Source organism: Brevundimonas huaxiensis (assembly GCF_014218725.1).
In the GTDB taxonomy this organism is placed as follows: Bacteria; Pseudomonadota; Alphaproteobacteria; order Caulobacterales; family Caulobacteraceae; genus Brevundimonas; species Brevundimonas huaxiensis.
The window spans coordinates 133538-151012 of record NZ_JABBJE010000001.1; the positions used below are offsets into that span (position 1 = coordinate 133538).

Below are 17475 nucleotides of genomic sequence, written 5' to 3' on the forward strand. Positions count from 1 at the left end.
CTCTACATCGACGACGATCGGGGTCTGTCCCGGCTGGTCGAAAAGGAGCTGGGGCGTCACGGCTACGCCGTCACCTGCGCGCCAGACGGCGATGCGGGTCTGGAGCTGTTGCAGCAGGGCGAGTACGACATCTGTGCGCTGGATCACTACATGCCGACGCGAGACGGGCTGGACGTCCTGCCGGATATCCTGGCCCTGACCACGCCGCCTCCGGTTGTCTATGTGACGGGCGCCCAGGATGGTCGGATCGCCGTCGCGGCCCTTCGCGCGGGTGCGGCGGACTATGTCATCAAGGACGTGACGGAGGACTTCACCTCCCTGTTGCGCTCAGCGCTCGAGGACGCCCTGTCGCGTCGTCGGCTGGAGCGCGAAAACGAACTGGCGCAGGAAGAAATCCGCCTGGCGCGGGATCGGGCCGAGGCCATGCTGCGCGAGGTCAACCACCGGGTCGGCAACTCGCTGCAACTGGTGTCCAGCTTCATGTCCTTGCAGATGCGCCACGTCACCGATCAGGGGGCCAAGGATGCATTGCGCGAATCTCAGGCGCGGATCGAGGCCGTCGCCCATGTTCACCGCCGCCTCTATACGTCCGGCGACATGAGCCACGTGGCGATGGACGAGTATCTGGTCGGGCTGATGGACGAATTGTCCAAGTCCATCGGACCGGACGAAGGATCGCCCAAGCTGACGCTGGACGCCGAGCCGTTGTCCGTCACGACCGACCAGGCCGTGTCGATCGGCGTCATCGTCACCGAACTGGTCACCAACGCGGTCAAATACGCCTACGCCCCGGGGCAAGGAGGCGAGATTCGCATTCATATGCGCCGCGAGAGCGAGCATCGCGTGATGCTGACGGTCGAGGACGACGGTCCCGGTATGGGCGACGGCACGCCGAAAGGCACCGGTCTGGGCGCCAAGATCATTTCCGCCATGGCGTCGGGTCTGCGGTCGGCGGTCGAGTTCGACGGCGCCCACAAGGGCGTGCGCGCCAGGCTGTCGTTCGACCTCTAGGGTCGGTTTTCATCATGTTGCAGTTCGGCGTTCGCAAACCCGCTTCGGATTATCGTCACCGCGCCACCGCGTTCGGCATCGTCGAGCGCGACGGCCTGATCGCCTGTGTGCGCGTCGAGCGTGAGATCGGTCCCTATTTCGATCTGCCCGGCGGCGGCTTGGATTTGGAAGAGACCGAGGTTCAGGCTCTGATCCGCGAATTCGTCGAGGAAACCGGCCTGACGGTCACGCCTTTGAACCGCATCGCCGAGGCCAGTCAGTATTTCGTGCGTTCGACCCGCGAGCCGGTGAACAATGTCGGCGGCTTCTGGACGGCGACCGTGGCGGCCGAAAATCCCGATGCGAAATGCGAGGACGATCACACGCTGGTGTGGCTGGATCCGACCTTCGCCATCTCGCGCTTGCGTCACGACTCCCACGCCTGGGCTGTCGCCGTCTGGCTGCGCCGTCCAAGCTGAGCCGTACGGAACGGCCACTTGAGGAAATCGTTTATTTTCCGAACCGCAACGGCCTGTCGCGGCGAAGAAAACAGGAGATTTCCATGGCTGATCATGACCGTATCGAAGGCGCCGCCAAGAACATCGGCGGCAAGATCAAGGAAGGCGTCGGCAAAGTGACCGGCGACACCAAGCTGCAAGCCGAAGGCAAGGCCGATCAGGTCGAAGGCAAGGTTCAGAACGCTGTCGGCGGGGCCAAGGACAGCCTGCGCGACAAGGCCTAAGCCTCACTCGAAATGCGCGAAGATGCGAAGCGCCGTCCGCGAAAGCGGGCGGCGCTTTTCTGTCTCGATCAATCCTTGTCGCCCCACAGGGTCAGCGCCAGCCCCTTCTTGTCGGCGCCATCGACCGGGCGGCACTCAGAGCTGAATCCGCCTTGGACCGGACGCGGACGACAGTCCATTTCGCGCAGGCTCGAGGGCGCGGCCGCCATGCGCGACTGCGGGCCGCACTGGACGGCGTAGTCCGAACCCCCGGCGGTGGCCCGGATCATCTGGCAGTCACCGGCCATGCCGCTGGGGCGAAGAGCTTCCGGTAAGTCCGGTCCCATGGCGATGGCGAGTTGTTCGCGCACCTCGGTCTGGCATTCGGCCATGGACGTCTCGCCGCGGAGCAGCGGACTGCACCGAGCGCGCTCGAAGCCAAAGGGATCGGCCAGGCCCCAGGCAGGCACAGTGTGCTCGGGCGGCGGCGCTGGCGTTTCGACGACCGCCTCTGGCGCGGGTGCATCCCACACGACGGTCGGCGCAGTCTGTTGAAGGATCAGCAAGGCGAAGGCGGCGGCGATCATGGTCGGACCCTTCGGAAAGGTTCAGGCGGTTTCCCCGAACGTCCCCTACCTTGTCAGGGCGCGCATCGCCTTGTCGAGGCCTTCCAGGGTCAGCGGGAACATTCGCTGCTCCATCACCTCACGCAACAGGCCGACGGAGGCGGTATAGTCCCAGTATCGCTCCTGAACGGGATTCAGCCAGACCGACTTCTCCCACTGCTGGCGCGCCCGCTTCATCCAGACGGCGCCGGCTTCTTCGTTCCAGTGCTCGACGGAGCCGCCCGGCATGGTGATCTCATAGGGGCTCATCGTCGCATCGCCGACGAAGATGGCGCGCCAGTCACCGGGGTATTTGTGCAGCAGATCCCACGTCGGGATCCGCTCGGTGTGGCGCCGGCGATTGTCCTTCCAGACCCCTTCGTAGAGGCAGTTGTGGAAGTAGAAGAACTCCAGGTTCTTGAACTCGGTCTTGGCCGCCGAGAACAACTCCTCGACGAGCTTGATGTGGCCGTCCATCGAACCGCCGATGTCGAGGAACAGCAGCACCTTGATCGTATTGCGCCGCTCGGGCCGCATCTGGATGTCCAGCCAGCCCTGACGCGCCGTGCCGTCGATGGTGCCGTCGATATCCAGCTCGTCCGGCGCGCCCTGTCGGGCGAAACGGCGCAGACGACGCAGCGCCACCTTGATGTTGCGTGTGCCCAGCTTGACCGTGTCGTCCAGGTTCTTGAACTCGCGCTTTTCCCACACCTTGACCGCCCGGCCATGCTTGCCCGGACCGCCGATGCGAACGCCTTCGGGATTATAGCCGCCATGGCCAAAGGGGCTGGTTCCGCCCGTGCCGATCCATTTCGAGCCGCCGGAGTGACGCTCCTTCTGCTCTTCCAGACGCTGCTTCAGCGTCTCCATCAGCTTGTCGAATCCGCCCAGCGCCTCGATCTGGGCCTTCTCCTCGTCGGTCAGATATTTTTCGTTCAGCAAACGCAACCAGTCTTCGGGGATGTCGGTGGTCAGGTCCTCGCCCGTCCCGACCGATTCGACGCCCTTGAACACCGTCCCGAACACCTGATCGAACCGATCATAGTGTTTCTCGTCCTTGACCAGGACCGCGCGCGACAGGTGATAAAAGGCCTCGACCTCGCGCCCCGCCACGTCGCGATCCATGGCCTCCATCAGATGGAGCCATTCCTTCATCGACATCGGAACCTTGGCGTCGCGCAGCGCGGTGAAGAAGGGCAGGAGCATGAGAGGGATGTGAACCCGGATCAGCCGCGCCGCAAGATGAACTCGCGGTCGCGCCAGGCGCCGACGGGATAGTCGTATTCGCCCGCCTTCTCGAAGCCGTAGGCGGCGTAGAGGCGCTGGGCCTTGTCGTTGCCGCTCCAGACGCCGATCCACAGCGGTCCGTCCGTGTGGGTTTGCATCCAGTCCAGAGACAGCTTCAGCAGTCGGGTTCCCAGCCCAAGACCTTGCGCCGCCTTTGACACATAGAGCCGGCGCAGTTCCATGTGCGACGATCGAGCCTCCGGATGGGGCAGGCCATTGGGGCCGGCGTTGGCGAAGGCCAGAAGCTCGCCTTCGCGGTCGGCCACCCACCAGACGCAGTCGGGCTCCGCCAGCTTCTTAAGTGTCGGTTCCGGATCGAAACTGGCGTCCAGAAACGCGTTCAGGTCCGCCTCGGGATAGGGGATGCCGAACCCCGCGACGAAGGTGTCGATAAAGGTCTGGCGGCCCAGAGCGCCCAGGGCGGCGGCGTCTTCGGGGCGAGCAGGGCGGATCACGATCTCGGTCATGCCTTGGCTCTAGCGCGCGCCTTGGTGCGCGTCACGGGCGACAAGTCCGAAAGCCCGGCGTATCGTCGCTTCAATGTCTCTGCCGATCTTCACCCATCCGTCCATGCTGTCCCACGCGCCGGGCGCGGGCCATCCCGAAAGTCCCGAGCGGCTGAAGGCGGTGCTGGATGCTCTGGAAGATGTAGGCTTGGCCCGCGACCGGCGCTCCGCGACCCAGGCCGAGGTTGCGGATCTGGAGCGGGTGCATCCCGCCGCCTATGTCGCACGCCTGCTGGACGCCTCGCCGGTCGCAGGCATGATCCAGCTGGATGCTGACACCGTCCTTTCACCCGGCAGCGTGCCGGCGGCGCGGCTGGCGGCCGGGGCGGCGATCGATGCGGTGCGAGCCGTGGCGCGGGCTGAGATGGATCGCGCCTTCGCCGCCGTGCGTCCGCCGGGCCACCATGCTGAGCCGGACCGCGCGATGGGATTCTGCCTGTTCTCCTCCGTCGCCGTTGCGGCGCGCGCGGCTCAGGCCGAAGGGATGGCGCGGGTTGCGGTGGTCGATTTCGACGTTCACCACGGCAATGGCACCCAGGCGGCGTTCGAAGACGATGACAGCCTGTTCCTGGCCTCCATCCACCAAATGCCGCTCTATCCCGGCACGGGCGCGGCGTCCGAGACGGGCGTCGGCAATATCGTCAACGCCCCGGTGGCGCCCCATGCGGCGCGCGAGAACTGGCGCGCCACCTTCGCTGGCGGATTGATGCCGGCGCTGGAATCGTTCCGGCCGGACCTGATCCTGATCTCGGCCGGTTTCGACGCTCACCGGCGCGATCCGCTGGCGCATCAGTCGCTGGAGGCGGAGGATTTCGCCTGGGCGACGCGTGCGATTCTGGAGGTCGCGCGTCGGACCTGTTCGGGCAAGGTTGTGTCGGCGCTTGAGGGCGGTTACGACCTTGAAGGACTAGGCCGCTCTGCGGTCGCCCACGTCGCTGCGCTCGGGGAGGACTTAGGACGCTTAACGCCTTGAAACCAAAGGCCCGTCCGTTTGTCATGTCAGCCCCCGCCCTGTCCCTCGATTCGACCGAACCGTCCGTGTCACCGCCTGACGCCGCGCCATCTGTCGGCGCGCTTGTCGCTGTCCGTCCCGGCGCGATCATCCTGACGCGTCACGGCGAGCCGGCCCTGTCGCGCAAATGCCTGATTTCGGCGCGCCAGTACGGCGACTGGTGGGCGAAGTATGAGATCGGCGGCCTGCTGGCGGGTCAGACCCCGCCGCCCGAACTGGTTGCGGCGGCGCAGGGCGCTGGGGCCATTTACGCCTCGACCCGTCAGCGCGCTCAGGAAACCGCCGCTGCGGTCGCCGCCGGCCGCGAGGTCATGGCCGACGTCATGTTCATCGAGGCGCCTCTCCCGCCGCCGCCGATTCCGGAGTGGATCAAGCTGTCGCCCAAATGGTGGGGCGTGGTGTCGCGCTTCTGGTGGCACGCCTTTGATCACCACGGCGGCCAGGAAACCCGCGCCCAGGCCGAGGCGCGGGCCGATCAGGCGGCGCAGAAGCTGATTGCGCGCGCCGAAAGCGGGCAGGACGTGCTGGTCTTCGCCCACGGCTATTTCAACCACATGGTCGGCCGCGCGCTGAAGGCCGACGGCTGGAAACTGGTCCAGAACCAAGGCTTCAAATACTGGTCGCAGCGTCGCTACGAGAAGCGATAGCCGCTTCTGACGTTGATGCGCCACGCGCGCGCCTCTAGGGTCCGCGCCATGACCGACACCGCCGCCGCTATCCCCGCCGATCTCAGCTTCGAAGACGCCCTGAAGCGCCTGGAGACCATCGTCTCTCGTCTCGAATCCGGCCAGGCGCCGCTGGAAGAGTCGATCGTCCTCTATGAAGAGGGCGCCAAGCTGAAGGCGCATTGCGAGGCGCGGCTGAAGGCGGCTCAACTGCGTGTGGAAAAGATCGTGGTCGGCCCCGACGGTCAGGCCAAGGGCGTCGAGGCGGCGTCGTTCGAATGACACCTGCATCGTCTTCGAGCCTGGTCTGGAGCCGGTTCTCGTGAGCCGCGTCATCGCTGCGAACTCGCCAGAACAGGCGGTGATCGATCGCGTGGCCGAGGTCGCCGATCTGGTCACGGTTGCGCTGGATGAACTGCTGCCACGCGCTGAGGGCCCGGAATCCCGTCTGACCGAGGCCATGCGCTATGCGGCGCTGGGCCCCGGCAAACGCTTGCGGCCGTTCTTCGCGTTGGAGGCCGCGCGGCTTTTCGACATTGATGAGCGATCGGTATTGCGCGCCGCCTGCGCGCTGGAATGCGTGCACGCCTACAGCCTGGTTCACGACGATCTGCCCTGCATGGACGACGACGATGTGCGGCGCGGTCGGCCGACCGTTCATCGGGCCTATGACGAGGCGACGGCGGTGCTGGCCGGCGATGCGCTGCAGACGGCCGCCTTTGACATCATCCTGCATGAAGACACCCATGAGGATGCGGCCGTGCGTTGCGAACTGGCGGCGCGGCTGTCGCTGGCGTCCGGCGCGCGGGGCATGGCGGGCGGTCAGATGATCGACCTGCTGGGCGTGCGCGACGATCTGGGCGGGGTGGCGCGGATGCAGCGCCTGAAGACCGGCGCCCTGTTCGCCTACGCCTTCGAAATTCCTCTGATCATCGCCGACGCCACGGCCCAGCACCGCCATGCCCTGATCAGCTTCGCCCACGACGTCGGTCTGGCTTATCAGATCGTCGACGACCTGCTGGACGCCGAGGGCTCGGCCGAGGAAATGGGCAAGGCGGCCGGGGGCAAGGACGCAGCATTGGGCAAGACCAACTTCGTCACCCTGCTGGGTCTGGAGGCGGCGCGGCAAAGGGTCGCGCATCTCGCAAACCAAGCCCGTTCGCATCTGGAGCCGTTCGGCGACGAGGCCGAAATCCTCAGGGCCAGCGTGGACTTTGTGCTAAAGCGCCGGTCCTGATACGAAACGTTGAAACGACCTGCGGGTTGATCGACCAGACTTTCCAAGGTTTTACGGCTGATGCCCGACACCCCGCTACTCGACACCGTCAAGACGCCCGCCGACACGCGCGACTTCGACATCGCCCAGTTGAAACAGCTGGCCCAAGAGGTGCGGGCCGAGACGATCGACGCCGTGTCCGTCACCGGCGGCCATCTCGGCGCAGGTCTGGGCGTGGTCGAGCTGACAACGGCGCTGCACCATGTGTTCGAGACGCCCAAGGACATCCTGATCTGGGACGTCGGGCATCAGTGCTATCCGCACAAGATCCTGACCGGGCGGCGCGACCGCATCCGCACCCTGCGTCAGGGCGGCGGCCTGTCGGGCTTCACCAAGCGCAGCGAGAGCGAATACGATCCGTTCGGCGCGGCCCACGCCTCGACCTCCATCAGCGCCGCCCTAGGCTTCGCCGCCGCGCGCGATCAGAAGGGCGAGAAGAACCGCGTCGTGGCCGTCATCGGCGACGGCTCCATGTCCGCCGGCATGGCCTATGAGGCGATGAACAACGCCGCCGAGGCGACCAGCGGCCAACTGATGGTCATCCTGAACGACAACGACATGTCGATCGCGCCGCCGGTTGGCGGGATGAGCGCCTATCTGGCCGGCCTGGTGTCGGGCGGCGCCTATCAGAACGTCCGCCGCCTGGGCAAGACGGTGGCCCAGCATCTGCCGCGCCCCTTCCGCAAGGCGGCCAAGAAGGCCGAGGAATACGCCCGCGGGATGGTGACCGGCGGCACCTTCTTCGAGGAGCTGGGCTTCTATTACGTCGGTCCGATCGACGGGCACGACATGGACAATCTGGTGCCGATCCTGAAGAAGGCGGCCGCCATCGAGGACCGCCCGGTTCTGGTTCACGTCGTGACGCAGAAGGGCAAGGGCTACGCCCCCGCCGAAAGCAGCGCCGACAAACTCCATGCGGTCGTCAAGTTTGACGTGGTCTCGGGCAAGCAGGCCAAGGCCATCTCCAACGCCCCCAGCTACACCAAGGTGTTCGGCACCGAGCTGATCAAACACGCCAAGGTCGATCCGTCGATCGTGGCGATCACGGCGGCCATGCCGTCGGGCACGGGTCTGGACCTGTTCGGCCAGGCCTTTCCTGAGCGAACCTATGACGTGGGCATCGCCGAACAGCACGCGGTGACCTTCGCGGCCGGGCTGGCGGCGGACGGCATGAAGCCGGTCTGCGCCATCTATTCGACCTTCCTTCAGCGCGGCTACGATCAGGTCGTCCACGACGTGGCGATCCAGTCGCTGCCGGTGCGTTTCGCCATGGACCGGGCGGGTCTTGTCGGATCGGATGGCGCGACGCACGCCGGATCGTTCGACATCGGCTTTATGGGCGCGCTGCCCGGCATGGTGCTGATGGCCGCCGCCGACGAGGCCGAACTGGCGGCGATGATCTCGACCAGCCTGGCCATCGACGACCGGCCCAGCGCCTTCCGCTATCCGCGCGGCGACGGCGTGGGCGTGGAGATCCCGGAACTGGCGGCCCCGCTGGAGATCGGCAAGGGCCGGATTGTGCGCGAGGGGACCTCGGTCGCCATCCTCAGCCTGGGCACCCGTCTGCAGGAATCGCTCAAGGCGGCGGATATGCTGGCCGCCAAGGGTGTGTCGGCCACCGTCGCCGACGCCCGCTTCGCCAAGCCGCTGGACGCCGATCTGATCCTGCGTCTGGCGCGCGAGCACGAGGCGCTGATCACGGTTGAAGAAGGCGCCATGGGCGGCTTCGGCGCCTTCGTGCTGCAACTGCTGGCCGAAAAGGGCGCGTTGGACGGCGGGCTGAAGATCCGCACCCTGAACCTGCCCGACGTTTTCCAGGACCAGGATGCGCCGATGGCCATGTACGCCCAGGCCGGTCTGAACGCCGAACACATCACCGCCGCCGCGCTACAGGCCCTGGGCGTGTCGGCCAGTCAGGCAGCCAGGGCCTAAATTCCGGGCCTAGAGTTGGCCCATCGTATTGTCGTGATCGACGGCCTGTTTCTTCAGCCAGCCGACGAAGGCGGTCGCGCTGGGCGAGGGCGGCCGGTCGCGAGGCTGGACGACGTAGTAGGCGAACCCGACCGCTTCTGATCCGTCAGGGAAGGGCGCGACCAGTCGCCCTGACGCCAGGTCCGCCTGGGCCAGGGTGCGTTTGGCCAGGGCCACGCCGCGCCCCGATATGGCGGCCTCGATCAACAGACCCGACTGGTTGAAACGCGAGCCGCGACGCGGGTCGGGGTGACGAATGCCGCGCGCCTTCAGCCACATGGCCCAGTCGGGACGGCTGGGGTCGCCGTCGTTGGACATGTCGTGCAGCAGCGTGTGTCCGATCAGATCGGCGGGTTTGCGGATAGGCTTGTCGCCGTCCATCAGCGAGGGGGCGCAGACCGGCAGCACCGTTTCGGTCATCAGCCGATCGACCGTCAGACCAGGATAGTCGCCGGGACCGTAGCGCACCGCCAGATCGACCTTGCCATCGCTCAGGTCCGCCGGCTCCATGTCGGCCGAGATCCACAGTTCGATCTCGGGATGGGCGGTGTGGAAGTCGTCCATGCGCGGCATCAGCCATTTGGAGGCGAAACCGGGCGCGACGCTGATCGACACCTGTTTGCGACGCGGCGGTTCGCGTAACAGGGCAGAGGCGTCCATCAGCCGTTCGAACCCCTCGCGCAGCAGCGGCACGGAGGAACGGCCCAGATCGGTCAGTTGGAGGCCCCGCGCCTCGCGCACGAACAGCGGCCCGCCGACGATGTCTTCCAACAGGCGGATCTGCTGGCTGACCGCACCGGGCGTCACCGACAGTTCGTCGGCGGCGCGCGAAAAGTTCAGGTGACGCGCAGCGGCCTCGAAGGCGCGCAGGGCGTTGAGTGGGAGCAGGGGACGGGCCATCGCGGATAGAAATCCTATCAGCGAGACAAAGGCAATCTGGTTTGCGGCTCTGGACAGGGAAGACGAAGGTTCGCGCCCTGCCGTCGCCCCTGTCTCCTCTCCCGACGGCCCAGAAAGCAAGACGATGCGTGTATTTCTCGCCTCCATTCCGCTGGAGGCCGCAAAGATCGTGATCATCGGCGGCGGCGAACCGGCGCTGGCCAAGCTGAGACTGTTCGTGAACACGCCGGCCGAGGTGGTATGGTTCGCGCCCGACGGCGCGCCCCCCAAGATCGAGATGCCGTTGACGGCGCCGGAGCCGGTGCTGCGTTCGCCAGAGGCTGAAGACTTGGTGGGCGCACGGCTGGTCTTCATGGCGCTGCACGATGCGGACGAACTGACGCGGCTGGGCGCTCTGGCGCGGGCGGCGGGCGCCCAGGTCAATGTGGTGGACAAGCCGCATCTGAGCGACTTCCAGACTCCGGCCCTGATCGATCGCGACGAGGTGGTGATCGGCGTCGCGACCGGCGGATCGGCGCCCATCCTGGCGCGGGACATCCGCACCGCCATCGAAGGCGTGCTGCCGGCCGGCCTGGCCAATGTGGCGCGGCTGGCGCGTGAGTTGCGCGACATGGTCAAGGCCAGCGTGCCGGACTTCATGGCGCGCCGGCGCTTCTGGGAAAAAGCCTTCCGGGGTCCGGCTGCGACCCTGGCGGCGGAAGGTCGGACGGCCGAGGCGCGGCGCGAGATGCTGCGTCTGCTGAACGTCGCCGCGCCGGAACAGGGCGTGGTCCACATCGTCGGCGCCGGTCCGGGCGATCCGGAACTGCTGACCCTGAAGGCGCTTCGCGTATTGCAGGACGCTGACGTCATCATCCACGACCGACTGGTGCCCGAGGCGGTGCTGGAGCGGGCGCGGCGCGACGCCAAGCGGCTGTATGTCGGCAAGGCGCGCGGCGAGCATTCGGTGCCCCAGGATCAGATCGAGGCCCTGATGATCGAGGAGGCCCGCGCCGGTCATCGGGTCGTGCGGCTAAAGGGCGGCGATCCCTTTGTGTTCGGGCGTGGCGGCGAGGAGCTGGACGCCATGCGGGCAGCCGGCGTTCCGGTCTTTGTGGTGCCCGGGGTGACGGCGGCCTTGGCCTGCGCCGCCTCCGCAGGCATTCCCCTGACGCACCGGGACCATGCCCAGGCGGTCACCTTCGTGACGGCCCAGGCCAAGCCGGGCGGCGTCGAGGCCGACTGGACGCGATTGGCCGGCCCCAACCACACCCTGGCCATCTACATGGGTTCGGATCGGGCCGAGGAGACGGCTGCGCGCCTGATCGCGGCAGGTCGCGCGCCTTCGACGCCCGTCGCCATTGTCGAGAACGGCAGCCGCCCGGATGAGCGCGTTCTGACCGGGCGACTGGACGGGCTGGGCGCCCTGGTGCGCGGCGCCGACCTGACCGGCCCGACCCTGCTCTTCGTCGGCGAAACGGCGGCCTTCTCGGCGGCCCAGCTGGATGTTCGAGCGGAGGTCGCGGCGTGAAGATCGTCACCGCAAACCGCCTGTCGGACGGCCGCGTCATCTATGCGGGCGTGGACAACCAGCCGGTCGAGCACATCGACCAGGCTTCGGTGCTGGACGAGACGGCGGCCGAGGTCGTGCTAGCTGACGTCGCCGGGCGGCCGGACGTCTTCGTGAACCCCTATCTGGTTGAGGTTCAGGACCGCACGCCGTCAGGCCGCGATCGGCTGAAGGAGCGCATCCGTTCGGCCGGGCCGACCGTCGGCCATAGCGTCGTCGGAGGCGTGGGCTGATGTATCGCTATGACGAGTTCGACCATGCCCTGGTGCGTGAACGGGTCGAGGAGTTCTCGGACCAGGTGGCGCGCCGCGCATCCGGCGCCCTGACCGAGGACGCGTTCAAGCCGCTGCGGCTGATGAACGGGGTCTATCTGCAACTGCACGCCTATATGCTGCGCGTCGCCATTCCGTATGGCGTGATGAGCAGCCGTCAGATGCGCCGGCTGGCCCATATCGCGCGGACCTATGACAAGGGTTACGGCCATTTCACCACCCGCTGCAACATCCAGTACAACTGGCCGGCCCTGACCGATCTGCCGGCGATCCTGAGCGATCTGGCCGATGTCGAGATGCACGCCATCCAGACCAGTGGCAACTGCATCCGCAACACCACGACCGACGTCTTCGCCGGCGCCGCCGACGACGAGATTGAGGATCCGCGCCCCTGGTGCGAGATCATCCGCCAGTGGTCGACCATCCACCCGGAGTTCTCCTTCCTGCCGCGTAAGTTCAAGATCGCGGTAATCGGCGCGGAGAAGGACCGGGCGGCGATCCGCACCCACGATGTCGGCCTGCAGATCGTGCAGGGCGAGGACGGCGGCACGGCTTTCCGCGTCTTCGTCGGCGGCGGGCAGGGGCGTTTGCCCCATATCGGTCAGGAGATCGCTGCGGCCGTTCCGGCGGCGGACCTGCTGGCCTATCTGACCGCGATCCTGCGGGCCTGGAACCTGCTGGGGCGGCGAGACAACATCCACAAGGCGCGGATAAAGATCCTGGTCGCCTCGCTGGGCATCGAAGCCTTCCGCGAGGAGGTGGACAAACATTACGCCACCTTGCGCGGTGAGGATCTGCGGATTCCCGACGACGAGGCCGCGCGTATCCAAGCCTATTTCGCCCCGCCGCCGTTCGAAGCCCTGCCCGAGACCAGCGCCCCGTTCGAGCGCGCCCTTCTGGCCGATCCCGATTTCGCCCGGTTCGCGCGTAACAACGTCCGCCGCCACCGTCAGCCGGGCTATGCCTCGGTGGTGGTGTCGCTGAAGCCGGTCGGCGGCGTGCCCGGCGACATTACGGCGGACCAGATGGACGCGGTGGCGGACTTGGCCGAGCGCTATTCGTTCGACGAACTGCGCGCCGCCTATGAGCAGAACCTGGTTCTACCCCATGTGAAGCTGGACGATGTGCTGACGGTCTGGCGGGCGTTGCGGGAGGCGGGGCTGGCCACGGCCAACGCCGATCTGGCGACCGACGTGATCGCCTGCCCGGGCCTGGACTATTGCAGCCTGGCCAACGCCCGCTCGATCCCGGTGGCCCAGGCCCTGTCCAAACGTTTGGCGGACATGGACTATCAGGAGACATTGGGGCCGGTCCGCATCAACATGAGCGGCTGCATCAACGCTTGCGGCCACCACCACGTCGGCCACATCGGCGTGTTGGGCGTCGATCGCAAGGGCGAGGAATACTACCAGATCACCGTCGGCGGCTCGCCCGACGAACAGGCGGCGCTGGGCGATATCGTCGGCAAGAGCCTGCCCTCGGATGAGGTGGCGCCGGCCATTCAGCGGACCCTGGACCGCTATCTGCAAATCCGCGCCGAAGGCGAGCGGTTTATCGACACAGTGCGCCGCGTCGGTCCCGATCCCTTCCGCGACGCCATATATGAGACGCTAGATGCAACGGCTTGAGGGCATACAGAACGGGCTGCGCCTGTCGGTGACGACCCCGCTCGAGGAGGTCGAGGCGGCCGCCGCAAGCGAAGACACGCTGGTGCTGGAGTTCGACGCCTTCCGCGACGGACGCGGCTTCTCGCTGGCGGCGGTTCTGCGAGAGCGAGGTTACGCCGGGCGTCTGATCGCGGCGGGCAAGGTGCTGCCGGATCAGGCGCGACACCTGCGGCGTTCGGGCTTCGATGCGGTGGAACTGGCCGAGAGCGCGGATACGGCGGCCTGGGACCGGATGGACCGGGCGTTCAGCGGCGCCTATCAGCCGGCGGTCGATCCCGCGCCGACGATCTGGCAGCGTCGGCGTGCGGCGTCGAACGACCGCGACTTAGACGCGCTGGCCGAACGATTGAACCGCGAGACCGAGGGCCAAGACGCGTCCGAAATCCTGAAGGCGGCGCTGGATTCGGCGCTGGGCCTACGGGTCGGCGCCATCTCGTCCTTCGGCGCCGAGTCCGCCGCCCTGCTGGACATCATCGCCGGCGAGGACAAGACCGTGCCGGTGGTGTTTCTGGAGACAGGCCAGCATTTCCTCCAGACCCTGTCCTATCGCACGCAACTGACCAAGGCGCTGGGCCTGACCGACGTGCGGCTGGTCACGCCGGATGCGGGCGAGAAGGCGACGCTGGATGCGCGCGATGACCTGTGGAAGACAGACGCGGACGCCTGCTGCGACCTGCGAAAAGTGCGGCCGCTGGCGCGTGCCACAGCGGAGTTCAATGCTCTGATCACCGGGCGGAAGCGCTATCAGGCCGCGACGCGGGCGAAGCTGAAGCCGTTCGAGGTGTTGGACGGGGTGCTGCGGATCAATCCCCTGGCGAACTGGGACGCCGACGACGTCGAGGTCTGGCTGGAGGAAAACGATCTGCCGCGTCACCCGCTGGTCGAGCAGGGCTATGCCTCCATCGGCTGCTGGCCCTGCACCCGCGCGGTCCAGGACGGCGAAGACGCCCGCGCCGGACGTTGGTCGGGCATGGACAAGGTCGAGTGCGGCATCCACTTAGGGCAACGCCAGGCCGCCGCCTGATCCGCCCTGTTTCGACCTTCGCCTGAAAGCCTGACCTTGTCCGCTACGTCATCCGTCATCGACCTGATCGGCAATACGCCGCTGGTGCGCCTGAACCGCCTGTCCGACGCGACGGGCTGCGAAATCCTGGGCAAGGCCGAGTTTCTGAATCCCGGCGGCTCGATCAAGGATCGCGCGGCCCTGTCGATCGTGCAGGGCGCGCGGGCGTCGGGCGCGCTGAAACCCGGCGGGACGATCGTCGAGGGCACGGCCGGCAACACCGGTATCGGCCTGGCCTTGGTCGGGGCCGCCTTGGGGCATCCGGTCGTCATCGTCATTCCGCGCACTCAGTCGGAAGAGAAGAAATCCGCCATCCGTTCGCTGGGCGCCCGCCTGGTCGAGGTGGACGCCGCGCCCTTTTCCAGCCCGAACCATTTCGTCCACTATTCCGGGCGTCTGGCCGCTGAGCTGAACGACAGCGAAGAGGCCGGCGCCATCTGGGCCAATCAGTTCGACAACACCGCTAATCGCGAGGCCCACTACAACACGACCGGCCCCGAAATCTGGACGCAGACAAACGGTCAGGTCGACGCCTTCGTCTCGGCCGTCGGCTCGGGCGGGACTATCGCCGGCGTCGGCGCCTATCTGCGCGAACAGAAGCCGGATGTGACCATCGCCCTGGCCGATCCAGCGGGCGCGGCCATGTTCAACTGGTTCACCAAGGGCGAGATGACGGGCGAGGGATCGTCGATCACCGAGGGGATCGGAGTGGCCCGCATCACCGGCAATCTGGAAGGCTTCAAGCCCGACTACGCCTATCGAATCGAGGACGCGGAGTTCCTGCCGATCCTGTTCGACCTCGTGAAGCACGAAGGCTTATCGCTGGGCGGATCGGCGGGGGTGAACATCGCCGGCGCTGTACGGCTGGCGCGCGAGCTTGGCCCCGGCAAGACCATCGTGACCTGCCTGTGCGATCCCGGCTCGCGCTATGCTTCCAAGCTGTTCAATCCGGAATTCCTGAAGTCGAAGGGGTTGCCGGAACCGGACTGGGCTTAAGCCCATCGTCTCCTCCCCACTTGTGGGGAGGGGGACCGCGAAGCGGTGGAGGGGCTCTTGAAGTCCCACAAGCGGCCTGTGATGCGGTTAAGAACCCCTCCGTCTCTCCGCTTCGCTCCGAGCCACCTCCCCACGAAGCGGGGAGGAGACGACGCTTCTGCTATTTCGCCTTCTGCTCCGCGATCCAGGCGTCCATCCGCTGGTCCAGCAGCGCCAGCGGCAGCGGTCCCTCGACCAGCAGGGCGTCGTGGAAGGTGCGGACGTTGAATTTCGGCCCCAGTTCTCGCTCGGCCCGCGCGCGAATCTCGCGCAGGCGGATTTCGCCGATCTTGTAGGCCGTGGCCTGGCCGGGCCAGCCGATGTAGCGCTGAAGCTCGGTTTCGATGTTGTGGGGCGCGAGCGCCGAGTTGTCGCGGAAACAGCCGCGGGCCTGTTCCTCGGTCCAGCCCATCCAGTGCAGGCCGGTGTCCGCGACCAGTCGGCAGGCGCGCCACATCTCATAGGACAGGCGGCCGAACCGTTCGTAAGGCGTGCGGTAGAAGCCCATCTCCTCGCCCAGATATTCGGCATATAGGCCCCAGCCTTCGGTATAGGCGCTGACATTGGCCTGACGGCGGAAATAGGGTTGGCCGGGCGCCTCCTGCTGCAAGGCGATCTGGAGGTGATGGCCCGGAACGGCCTCATGCAGGGTCAGGGCGGGCAACTCGTACAGCGGACGCTGATCAAGCTTGGACGTGTTGACGATGTAATGGGCGGCGACGCCGTTCTGCATCGAACCGCCGTTGTAGCGGCCGGTGGTGTAGTTTTCCTCGATCTGCGGCGGCACGGGCTGCACGTCGTAGGTCAGGCGGGGCAGGGTGGCGAACAGGGGCGGCAGGCCGCCGTCCGCACGCTTGGCCATCTCCGACGCCTGCTGCAACAGGGCCTCACGGCTGGTCGCATAGAACTGAGGATCGGTGCGCAGGAAGTTCAGGAAGCCGGCGAAGTCGCCGGTCCAGCCCGACGCCTTCATCTCCACATCCATGCGGGCGCGGATGCGGGCGACCTCGTCCAGACCGATCTGATGGATCTGGTCCGGCGTCAGGTCTGTCGTGGTGTGACCGCGCACTAGATAGGCGTAGAGTGCCTTGCCGCCGGGTCGATTGCCGATGCCCGGCTGGACCGGCGCCTTGGGCAGATAGTCGCTCTCGAGGAAGGCCAGCCAGGCCCGGCGCGCGGGAAGGATCGTTTCTGAAACCGCCGCCGTCGCCTCTGCGGTCAGGCGATCCTTATCCGCCTGAGACACGGCGGAGGGCAGGGTCGCCAAGGGTTTCAGCAGCGGCTCGGCGTCCGGCTTGATCGCCACATCGTTTCGCGCCAGCGTCAGCGCGCTTTCGGTCACCGATCGCGCCTGGACCAGGCCGGTGTCCAGGCCGCGCCGGGCGTTGGCGGTCGTCTGGGCATAGATTTGGCCAAAGCCCTGGATACGTTTGATATAGGCCTCGGCCTCCGCGACGGAGTTCAGCCGCGTGCTGCCGCCGACGTAGAGCGCCCAGGTTCCGGGGCCGCCTTCGGAGTCGAACGCCAGGCGGCTGGTGTCGTAGTCCAATCCTTCCAGGCTGCGGTTAAGCGTGTAGAGCAGGAAGGCGTGGTTGATGCCGCCGGCGTGGGAAAGACTTGCCGGGTCGATGGCCGTCAGCCGCCGCACGAACGCTTCCAGCGGCGCGCGCTGGGCCAATTCGAACTCCCGCGACAGGTCAGGCACCCGGCCCATCGCCTCGACATCTCCCTCACCGCCGGCCGAGATCGGATCGACGGACTTCAGATAGGTCTCGTAGTCGGCGATGACGGCGTTCAGCGCGGCGTCTGCCGGGGCGGTTGCGACGGCGGCGGGCGGCGTCTGCGCCATGGCCACGATCGGCGAACCAGCCGCAAGCATGGCTGCTATAGCCAGATAAGAAATCTTCATGACGCCCCTCCTGTCAGGAGGGGCACGCAAGCCGAGCAGAGCCGATG

18 protein-coding genes are annotated in these 17475 nt (G+C 66.7%); 13 read left to right on the forward strand and 5 right to left on the reverse strand.

Features of this window, described 5'->3' with window-relative positions; all coding sequences use genetic code 11:
- The first annotated feature begins 6 nt into the window (after positions 1 to 6).
- The 3 genes from HF680_RS00620 to HF680_RS00630 all read left to right on the forward strand — a co-directional run bounded on the left by HF680_RS00620 (position 7) and on the right by HF680_RS00630 (position 1732).
- Positions 7 to 1011, forward strand: a complete 1005-nt coding sequence (locus HF680_RS00620; protein ID WP_317133996.1) for a sensor histidine kinase — start codon at positions 7 to 9, stop codon at positions 1009 to 1011.
- Positions 1012 to 1025: 14 nt separating this feature from the next.
- Entirely contained in the window at positions 1026 to 1469 is a 444-nt protein-coding gene (locus HF680_RS00625) for an NUDIX domain-containing protein (protein WP_185223754.1), read from the forward strand.
- Between the two features lie 83 nt (positions 1470 to 1552).
- A complete protein-coding gene (locus tag HF680_RS00630) occupies positions 1553 to 1732 on the forward strand; it encodes a CsbD family protein (protein ID WP_185223755.1) in 180 nt (59 codons plus the stop codon).
- A gap of 68 nt (positions 1733 to 1800) precedes the next feature.
- On the opposite strand, the gene HF680_RS00635 is transcribed toward HF680_RS00630, so the two are convergent.
- Genes HF680_RS00635 through HF680_RS00645 form a run of 3 tightly spaced genes read right to left on the reverse strand, consistent with a single transcriptional unit; the run spans position 1801 to position 4070 of the window.
- Positions 1801 to 2298: a hypothetical protein gene (locus HF680_RS00635; RefSeq protein WP_185223756.1), complete on the reverse strand. Its 498-nt coding sequence runs from the start codon at positions 2296 to 2298 to the stop codon at positions 1801 to 1803.
- A gap of 45 nt (positions 2299 to 2343) precedes the next feature.
- Complete coding sequence (locus HF680_RS00640) at positions 2344 to 3522, reverse strand: vWA domain-containing protein (RefSeq protein ID WP_185223757.1); 1179 nt, start codon at positions 3520 to 3522, stop codon at positions 2344 to 2346.
- A gap of 20 nt (positions 3523 to 3542) precedes the next feature.
- On the reverse strand, positions 3543 to 4070 hold the full coding sequence (locus tag HF680_RS00645) for a GNAT family N-acetyltransferase (RefSeq protein WP_185223758.1): 528 nt from the start codon (positions 4068 to 4070) through the stop codon (positions 3543 to 3545).
- Between the two features lie 73 nt (positions 4071 to 4143).
- On the opposite strand from HF680_RS00645, the gene HF680_RS00650 reads away from it, so the two are divergent.
- The 5 genes from HF680_RS00650 (at position 4144) to dxs (ending at position 8994) form a co-directional block, all read left to right on the forward strand.
- Positions 4144 to 5082, forward strand: a complete 939-nt coding sequence (locus HF680_RS00650) for a histone deacetylase family protein (protein ID WP_185223759.1) — start codon at positions 4144 to 4146, stop codon at positions 5080 to 5082.
- Between the two features lie 23 nt (positions 5083 to 5105).
- Positions 5106 to 5768, forward strand: coding sequence for a histidine phosphatase family protein (locus HF680_RS00655; protein ID WP_052247765.1), 663 nt, complete (start codon positions 5106 to 5108; stop codon positions 5766 to 5768).
- A 48-nt stretch (positions 5769 to 5816) separates the two neighbouring features.
- Positions 5817 to 6068 carry an exodeoxyribonuclease VII small subunit gene (locus HF680_RS00660; RefSeq protein ID WP_185223760.1) on the forward strand — a complete coding sequence of 84 codons (252 nt, stop codon included), beginning with the start codon at positions 5817 to 5819 and terminating at the stop codon, positions 6066 to 6068.
- Between the two features lie 79 nt (positions 6069 to 6147).
- A complete protein-coding gene (locus tag HF680_RS00665; RefSeq protein WP_137722573.1) occupies positions 6148 to 7023 on the forward strand; it encodes a polyprenyl synthetase family protein in 876 nt (291 codons plus the stop codon).
- Positions 7024 to 7080: 57 nt separating this feature from the next.
- Entirely contained in the window at positions 7081 to 8994 is a 1914-nt protein-coding gene (gene dxs / locus HF680_RS00670) for a 1-deoxy-D-xylulose-5-phosphate synthase (RefSeq protein WP_185224289.1), read from the forward strand.
- 9 nt (positions 8995 to 9003) lie between these two features.
- Here dxs and gcvA read toward each other — a convergent pair whose 3' ends face one another.
- The gene (gene gcvA, locus HF680_RS00675; RefSeq protein ID WP_185223761.1) at positions 9004 to 9933 is read right to left on the reverse strand and encodes a transcriptional regulator GcvA; all 930 of its coding nucleotides are present in this window, start codon (positions 9931 to 9933) and stop codon (positions 9004 to 9006) included.
- A 124-nt stretch (positions 9934 to 10057) separates the two neighbouring features.
- Here gcvA and cysG point away from each other — a divergent pair, with 124 nt between their 5' ends.
- Genes cysG through HF680_RS00700 form a run of 5 tightly spaced genes read left to right on the forward strand, consistent with a single transcriptional unit; the run spans position 10058 to position 15480 of the window.
- On the forward strand, positions 10058 to 11443 hold the full coding sequence (gene cysG, locus HF680_RS00680) for a siroheme synthase CysG (RefSeq protein WP_185223762.1): 1386 nt from the start codon (positions 10058 to 10060) through the stop codon (positions 11441 to 11443).
- Complete coding sequence (locus tag HF680_RS00685) at positions 11440 to 11715, forward strand: DUF2849 domain-containing protein (RefSeq protein WP_185223763.1); 276 nt, start codon at positions 11440 to 11442, stop codon at positions 11713 to 11715. Before cysG ends, HF680_RS00685 begins: the two co-directional genes overlap by 4 nt.
- Positions 11715 to 13382 carry a nitrite/sulfite reductase gene (locus HF680_RS00690; RefSeq protein WP_185223764.1) on the forward strand — a complete coding sequence of 556 codons (1668 nt, stop codon included), beginning with the start codon at positions 11715 to 11717 and terminating at the stop codon, positions 13380 to 13382. The genes HF680_RS00685 and HF680_RS00690 overlap by 1 nt, the downstream gene beginning before the upstream one ends.
- Complete coding sequence (locus tag HF680_RS00695) at positions 13369 to 14445, forward strand: phosphoadenylyl-sulfate reductase (protein WP_185223765.1); 1077 nt, start codon at positions 13369 to 13371, stop codon at positions 14443 to 14445. The genes HF680_RS00690 and HF680_RS00695 overlap by 14 nt, the downstream gene beginning before the upstream one ends.
- 36 nt (positions 14446 to 14481) lie before the next feature.
- Positions 14482 to 15480 carry a cysteine synthase A gene (locus HF680_RS00700; protein ID WP_185223766.1) on the forward strand — a complete coding sequence of 333 codons (999 nt, stop codon included), beginning with the start codon at positions 14482 to 14484 and terminating at the stop codon, positions 15478 to 15480.
- A 160-nt stretch (positions 15481 to 15640) separates the two neighbouring features.
- Here HF680_RS00700 and HF680_RS00705 read toward each other — a convergent pair whose 3' ends face one another.
- Entirely contained in the window at positions 15641 to 17428 is a 1788-nt protein-coding gene (locus HF680_RS00705; RefSeq protein WP_185223767.1) for a DUF885 domain-containing protein, read from the reverse strand.
- Positions 17429 to 17475: the final 47 nt, after the last annotated feature.